This is a genomic window from Kitasatospora sp. NPDC127121, assembly GCF_042677305.1.
In the GTDB taxonomy this organism is placed as follows: Bacteria; Actinomycetota; Actinomycetes; order Streptomycetales; family Streptomycetaceae; genus Kitasatospora.
In genome coordinates this window covers 25,529-32,582 of the sequence record NZ_JBHXTQ010000094.1, presented here as the reverse complement: position 1 = coordinate 32,582, position 7,054 = coordinate 25,529, and the positions used below count along the sequence as shown (strand labels likewise).

Below are 7,054 nucleotides of genomic sequence, written 5' to 3'. Positions count from 1 at the left end.
GCGCCGCCGGGCGCGGGCCCGGGGTCGGGCCACCCGCCGGCTTGGCGGCGGCGGGGGCCGCCGGGGCGGCGGGCGCGGCCTCGGCCGCAGGGGCCGCGGCCGGGGTGGGACGGGGACCAGGGGTCGCGCTGGGGCGCGGACCCGGGGTCGGAGCACCCGGCTTGGGTGCACCCGCGGCGGCGGAGCCACCCGCGGGCTGGGGCGCCGCGCTCTTGCGCGGGCCCGGCTTGGCAGCGGAACCACCACCGGTGGGGGCCACACCAAGCGCGTCAGTCAGCTTTCGTACGACCGGCGCCTCAATCGTCGAGGACGCCGAACGGACGAACTCACCGAGCTCGGTGAGCTTGGCCATGACGGCCTTGCTCTCCAAGCCAAGTTCCTTGGCGAGTTCGTAAACCCGGACCTTAGCCACTTCACTCCTGTCTATGAGTCCGGGGTGTCTCGTCCGCCGGACCGTCGCTACTTCATGGGCGTACCCATCGCGTACTCATCGCGTACTCATCGAGAGCTCATCGCAATCTCGACCTACTTCCACATCGCGAGGTACCTGACTGGTGGCACGGCACGCGGCTGCCCGCGAACCGTGCTTGTTGCGGTGGTTCTCCCGCCGCACTGAGCGGCGGCCGTAGCGGGTGTCGCCCCACCGGGCGGCCTGATGGACTCAGGGCGCCGGGGTGTCGACGGTCCGCTCCCCGATGAACTCGCGGAGCCGCTCCGTGTCGAGCGTCCCCTGGAGGCGGAAGGCCCGGGGAAACGCCCGACGGCGGACCGCGAGGTCGAGGCAGGCCGGATCGGGGTGCAGGTGAGCGCCCCGGCCCGGCAGTGCACCACGGGGATCAGGGACGCAGACGCCCTCGACCGCCGTGACACGCAACAGCTGGTGCTTGGCCGCTCGCTTGCGGCAGCCCACGCAGGTGCGTTCCGGGCGTGCTCGGACGTGCGTCCGGCCAGACGAAGGCAAGTCTACCCCTCCGAAGGGACATGGCGCCGCCCCACCGATCCCGGGCGGAACGACGGGGGGCTTTGGCAGGGCGAACGACCGGTCAGCGCCGCACTCAGCGGTCGGTGTCCCGACCGCCGTCCTCGGGCTGGCCCTCGGTGTCCGGACGGATGTCGATCCGCCAGCCGGTGAGGCGGGCGGCGAGGCGGGCGTTCTGCCCCTCCTTGCCGATCGCCAGCGACAGCTGGTAGTCCGGCACGATCACCCGGGCGGAACGCTGGGCCAGGTCGACGATCTCCACGCTGGTCACCCGTGCGGGGGACAGCGCCGCGGCGACCATCTCCCGGGGGTCCTCCGACCAGTCGACGATGTCGATCTTCTCGCCGTGCAGCTCGCCCATCACCGCGCGCACCCGGCTGCCCATCGGGCCGATGCAGGCGCCCTTGGCGTTCAGCCCGGCCCGGCGCGACCAGACCGCGATCTTGGTGCGGTGGCCGGCCTCACGGGCGATCGCCGCGATCTCCACGCTGCCGTCCGCGATCTCCGGGACCTCCAGCGCGAACAGCTTCTTCACCAGGCTCGGGTGCGTCCGCGACAGCGTTACCGAGGCCCCGCGCACACCGCGGCGCACCGCCACGACGTAGCACTTCAGCCGGGTGCCGTGCCGGTAGTCCTCGCCCGGGACCTGCTCCTGCGGCGGCAGGATGGCCTCCAGCTTGCCGATGTCGACCAGCACGTTCTTCGGGTCGTTGCCCTGCTGGACGACACCGGTGACGATGTCGCCCTCCTTGCCCGCGTACTCACCGAAGGTCTGGTCGTCGGCGGCGTCGCGCAGACGCTGCATCATCACCTGGATGCCGATGCTGGACGCGATCCGGCCGAAGCCGTTCGGGGTGTCGTCGAACTCCTTGGGCTCGACGCCCTCGTCCAGCTCGGCCGGGTCCTCCGTCGCCCACACGGTGACGTGGCCGGACTTGCGGTCCAGGTGCACCCGGGCGCGGCGGCGCGAGCCCTCGGTGCGGTGGTACGCGGTGAGGAGGGCGGACTCGATGGACTCGACCAGCAGGTCGAAGGGGATGTTCTTCTCGTTGACCAGCGTGCGCAGGGCACTCATGTCGATGTCCACGGCTACGCCTCCTCGTCTTTTTTCGTCACGTTCGTCATGGTCCGGGCGGTGCGCAGGTCACAGCGCACCGTCGTCCCCCTCCTCGGAGGCGTCGTCGTCCGCGTAGTCCGCGGCCTCGTCGAGGAGCTTGTCGTCCTTGCGGTTGAACTCGACCTGCACGCGCGCCCGATCCACCTCGGCGTACGCCAGCCGGCGCTCCTTCGGACGGCCACGGCCCTTCACCGGCTGCACCTCGACCAGCGCGCCGTCCTCGTCCGCCTCCAGCACCCGGGCGACGATCTCCCCGCCGTCGACCAGGTGGATCTTGGCCAGTCGGCCCTCCGCGCGACGCCAGTGCCGGGGCAGGTCCAGCGAGCGCTCAGCGCCCGGCGAACCGACCTCCAGCAGGTAGGGCTCGTCGCCCAGCAGGTCCGACTCGTCCAGAGCCTCACCGACCACCCGGCTGAACTCGGCGATGGCGTCCATGTCCACGCCGCCGTCGGTGTCGACGTCGATCTGCACCTGGCGGCGGCTGCCGGCCTTGGTGACCTTGACGTCCTCCAGGTCCAGACCGGCCTGCACGGCCAGCGGCTCCAGCAACGCGCGCAGCCGGTCGGTGTGGGTGGTGCTCATCCGGGTGGACTCCTCGGCCGCGTCTGCTGTTGTCAGAAGGTCGCTCCGCGCCCTCCGGCGCCGGTCCGGCGCACACCGGGTCACGGCAGCTCGGCCCAAAGCCTAGCCGGTGAAGCCGCGAACCACCGATTCCGGACCACCCCCGACCGGGCGCACGCCACCCACTGCGAGCAAGCTCACACCCGCTCCCGGGGCGTCCCAAGATCCGAATCCCCGCCCGGAATCGTGGGGATTCTGTAATCATTCACGCCTACGAAGGGCAGGCGGGGAGGCCGCCCTCCCGAACACGCCCCGGAGTGACACCCATGCAGCCGCCCAGCCGACGCACGCTCCTGGCTCTCGGGCTGCTCGCCCTCACCACCCTCACCGCCTGCACCGGCTCCCACGGCGGCGACGACGCCATGCCCGGCAACCGCGGCCCGCTGCCGAACCCGGACGAACCGGTCATCCTGCGCTCCATCGCCGCCACCGACACCCTGCTGGCCGGCTACGACGCCCTGCTCGCAGGCCCGGGCGGCGCCCAGGCCGCCGTGCTGCAGCCGCTCCGGGCCGAGGTGGCCCAGCACCGCGCCGCCCTCGCCTACGGGCTGCCGGCCGCCTCGATCCCCCCGGCGCCCCCGGCCACGCCCTCCACCACGCCCTCGACCGCGCCCTCGACCAGCCCGAGCGGGACACCGAGCGGAACGCCGGTCGGCACCCCCGCCGCGCTCGCCGCACTCGAACGGCAGACCGCCCAGACCCGCCTCGCCGACCTGGCCGCAGCCCGACCGCCGCTGGCCCGGCTGCTCGCCTCGGTCGCCACCTCCGACGTGCTGCACGCCGTCGCCCTCGGCGACACCACCCCGCTGGTCGCCCCGCCCCCGGCCGCCACCCCCACCGAGGCGCCGACCGCGCCCCCGAGCGACCAGCCCACCGGCTCCCCCTCCGCCGGCCCGTCGGCCGACCCCGCCGCCACCGCAGCGGTCACCGCCCTCCAGGGCGCCCTCGGCGCCGAACACGCCGCCGTCTACGGCTACGGCGTGGTCGGCGCCCGGCTCCCCGAGGACCAGCAGCGCACCGACGCCCGCACCGCCTACGCCGCCCACGAGGCCCGGCGGGACGCCTGGCAACGGCTGATCGGCTCCCTCGGCGCCACCCCGGCCGCCGCGGCCGCCGGCTACCAGCTCCCGTTCGCCGTCACCGACGCGGCCGGCGCCACCAAGCTCGCCGCCCACCTCGAAACCCGGCTCACCACCGTCTACGCCGACCTGGTCGCCGCCGTCCCCGGCCCCCAGCGGGGCGCCGCCGCCGACGCCCTGCGCGACGGCGCCCTGCGCGCCCACCGCTGGGGCGCGGCCGACCCCGCCTTCCCCGGCATCCCCGAGCCCCTCCCCACCCCCACGGCCACCACCCCCTAGGGCGTGTCTTCGAACCCCCGTCGTCCGCCCGGAGGGCGGGCGTGGCGGCGTTGGGGTGCGTGCATCGCAAGGCGGAGGAGGGAGTCCATGCGGTGGGGGCACCTCCCGGCCGAAGGCTGGGGGCCATCGGCGACTGACGACAACGCGGCGAGGTGCGTGCCCCGGCGTCGGCGCGCAGGCGGGGGTTTGAAGACACGCCCTAGGGCCCGCGGCGCTGACCTGCGGTTTCCCGTTCATGGCCGACAATGGACGGGTAACACCAACGGGGGAGCGTCAACCGGAAGGTCGGCATGTCGGGAGCAGCACCGCAGATCACCGTCCCCGCCTGGCTGGCGCGCGGCGTCGCGGCGAGCGAGGGCGAACCGGGCCGGCAGTGGCTGGCCGGGCTGCCCGCGCGGGTGGCCGCCCACCTGGCGCGCTGGGACCTCACCCTGGAGCGGGTGCTCGACCCCGGCGGCAGCCTGAGCCTGGTCGCCTACGTCCACCGCGACGACCTCTCCCCCGCCGTCCTCAAGACCGGCCTGCGGACCCCCGAGACCGCGCTGGAGCACGCGGCGCTCGCCCACTGGGCCGGGCGCGGAGCCGTCCTGCTGCTGGACGCGGACCCCGCCGAGGGCGTCCTGCTGCTGGAGCGGCTGCACGGGGACATCCCGCTGCGCTCGCTCGCCGAGGCGAAGGCGATGCTGGAGGCGACCAGCCTGCTGCACCGGCTCTGGACCGCCCTGCCCGAGGACCACCCGTTCCCGACCCTCGCGGCCCGGACCGCCGACACCGCGGAACGGCTGCGCGGGCACCGCGCCCTGCCCGGCGCAGCCGAGGCCGAGCCCCTGATCGCCGAGGCCCTGGACACGGCCGACGGCCTGGCCGGCTCCGCCGCCGAGACCCTCCTGCTCCACGGGGACTTCCACCACGGCAACGTGCTCGCCGCCGACCGGGCGCCCTGGCTGGCGATCGACCCGCGCCCGCTGGCCGGCGAGCGCGCCTTCGACCTGGCCCGGCTGGCGCTGGACCGGGCGGACACCCTGGTCGGCTCCCCCGGCGTGGCCGCGGCCGTCCGCCGCCGGCTGCACCAGCTCGCGGACGCCCTGGAGGTGGACCGGGACCGGCTGCGCGGCTGGACGCTGTTCCGGGCCGTCGACCTCGCCCTGCGGGCCCTGGCGGCCGGCCGCCGGGAGGACGCCGAGCTCTACCTGGAGTTCGCCGGGGCGCTGTAGCGCGAGCCCCGGGGCACGCCCTACGCCTCGCCCGGCCCGCGCAGCGGGAGCCGGGCCCCCATCACCGCGTACAGCCGGTCCGTGGCGGGAAAGCGCACCGCACGGGCGAGGTCCTGGTAGCCGAGCGCCCGGTAGAGCCGCCGGGCGGGGGTCTCCGCGTCGATCGCGGAGAGGATGCTGCGCTCCAGCCCGGAGCGCTCGCAGAGGGTGCGGATCAGCCGGGAGCCGACGCCCTGGCCCTGGTACTCGGGCAGCACGTGCAGCTCGGTGACGGCGAACACGTCGTCCAGCCAGGCGTCGTGGCCGCGCGCGTCCAGGTAGGGCTCGATCACCGTGCTCCACCAGTGGTCGCGCTGGTTGGGCATCCCGTAGCCGAAGCCGACCAGCCGACCGCCGCTCATCGCGCCGAGCGCGATCACCCCGGGCTGGTGGGCGTGCCGGCCGACGATGTGCAGCCGGACGGCGACCTCCTCGGCCGTCAGGCCGAACGCCACCGCCTGGACCTCCAGCGCCTGCGGCGCCCAGGCCGCAAGGTCGATGGCCTCGATCGTCACCCCGGTCAGCTGATCCATGCCTCGGACGTTACTACCCGTGGGCCGCCGGCGCGGGCGAAGATCGGAACCGAACTCCCGGGGGGCGGGCTCAGAACAGCACGCTCATGAACGCGCCGACCTCGCGGAAGCCGACCCGCCGGTAGGCGGCCCGGGCCCGCAGGTTGAAGTCGTTGACGTAGAGCGAGACCACCGGGGCGATCTCGCGCAGCGCGAGGTCGAGGACGGCGGCCATGCCGGTCTCGGAGAGGCCCCGGCCCCGGTACCCGGGGGCAACCCAGACGCCCTGGACCTGGCAGGCGCCCTCGGTGACGGCGCCGATCTCGGCCTTGAAGACGACCTCGCCGTCCTCGGTGAAACGCGCGAACGACCGCCCGGCGGACACGAGTTCGGCGACCCGGGCCTGGTAGAGCAGGCCGCCGTCGCCGGCCAGCGGGGAGACCCCGACCTCCTCGGTGAACATCGCCACGCAGGCGGGCATCAGCGCGTCGATCTCCTCCCGCCGCACCCGCCGCACCAGCGGGTCCGGCGCGATCTCGGCGGAGGGCACGGCGGTGGCCAACAGCGGCTGGTGGGCGCGGACTTCGCGGGCCGGGCCCCAACTACGTTCCAGCAGCGCCCAGAAGGCGGCGGTGGCCCCGGCCGGGCCGACGATCGAGGAGCAGCGGCGGCCCTGCCGGCGGGCCCGCTCGGCGAAGGCCGCGACGGCCTCCGGCCCGGCGTCTACCAGGACGAGGTTGGCCCCGGCGTAGCAGAGCGCGGCGAGGGCGCCGTCCCCGTCGTACCAGCCCCACATCTCGCCGCCGAGCCGCCAGGGGTCCAGGCCGACGGCCTCGACCCGGGTGGCGACGAAGGAGTTGGCGACCGGGTCGCGGTGGAGGATCTCCAAGGCGTCCGCGAGGTCGGGGGGCTCCAGCACGCGGGTGGTGGCCAGGGCGCGGGCGGCCTGGAACGAGCCGGGGAGCATCACACCTCGATCGAGCATCGAGACAGCACCTCACTGAGACGAATCTGGCCGCACCCTACTCCGTGGCCCCACCCGGCTACGACCGTGGCCCCACCCGACTACGGCCGCGGGCCACCCGACTACGGCCGCGGGCCACCCGACTACGGCCGCGGGGGCGGCCCCCGGCGCCGGGGCCCCCGCCCCGCACCAGGCCGGCCGCGCCCCCCCCGCGCCCCCCCGGGGGAGTCGGGCGGGCCCGCCGGCCGCG

At 75.0% G+C, this 7,054-nt stretch carries 8 protein-coding genes; 2 read left to right on the top strand and 6 right to left on the bottom strand.

The genetic code is table 11. From position 1 onward, the window contains the following. From ACFVHI_RS32460 to rimP, 4 genes are all read right to left on the bottom strand, one after another. Positions 1-412, bottom strand: a 412-nt coding sequence (locus ACFVHI_RS32460) for a translation initiation factor IF-2 N-terminal domain-containing protein (RefSeq protein WP_380345351.1), incomplete at its 3' end; no start/stop codon positions are given. Between the two features lie 249 nt (positions 413-661). Next, entirely contained in the window at positions 662-910 is a 249-nt protein-coding gene (locus ACFVHI_RS32455; protein ID WP_063347625.1) for a YlxR family protein, read from the bottom strand. 145 nt (positions 911-1,055) lie between these two features. Beyond that, positions 1,056-2,066, bottom strand: a complete 1,011-nt coding sequence (gene nusA, locus ACFVHI_RS32450) for a transcription termination factor NusA (RefSeq protein WP_063347626.1) — start codon at positions 2,064-2,066, stop codon at positions 1,056-1,058. 57 nt (positions 2,067-2,123) lie between these two features. Further along, positions 2,124-2,678, bottom strand: coding sequence for a ribosome maturation factor RimP (rimP, locus tag ACFVHI_RS32445; RefSeq protein WP_063347627.1), 555 nt, complete (start codon positions 2,676-2,678; stop codon positions 2,124-2,126). Between the two features lie 845 nt (positions 2,679-3,523). Between rimP and ACFVHI_RS32440 the strand changes: the two genes are divergently transcribed. Together ACFVHI_RS32440 and ACFVHI_RS32435 are read left to right on the top strand one after the other, a co-directional pair. After that, entirely contained in the window at positions 3,524-4,075 is a 552-nt protein-coding gene (locus ACFVHI_RS32440) for a DUF4439 domain-containing protein (protein WP_063351109.1), read from the top strand. Between the two features lie 290 nt (positions 4,076-4,365). Then, positions 4,366-5,289, top strand: coding sequence for an aminoglycoside phosphotransferase family protein (locus ACFVHI_RS32435; RefSeq protein ID WP_380345348.1), 924 nt, complete (start codon positions 4,366-4,368; stop codon positions 5,287-5,289). Between the two features lie 20 nt (positions 5,290-5,309). Here the strand turns inward: ACFVHI_RS32435 and ACFVHI_RS32430 are convergent, their stop codons facing one another. Next, positions 5,310-5,861, bottom strand: coding sequence for a GNAT family N-acetyltransferase (locus ACFVHI_RS32430; RefSeq protein WP_063347629.1), 552 nt, complete (start codon positions 5,859-5,861; stop codon positions 5,310-5,312). A 70-nt stretch (positions 5,862-5,931) separates the two neighbouring features. Beyond that, entirely contained in the window at positions 5,932-6,807 is an 876-nt protein-coding gene (locus tag ACFVHI_RS32425) for a GNAT family N-acetyltransferase (protein ID WP_350885688.1), read from the bottom strand. Between the last annotated feature and the right edge of the window lie 247 nt (positions 6,808-7,054).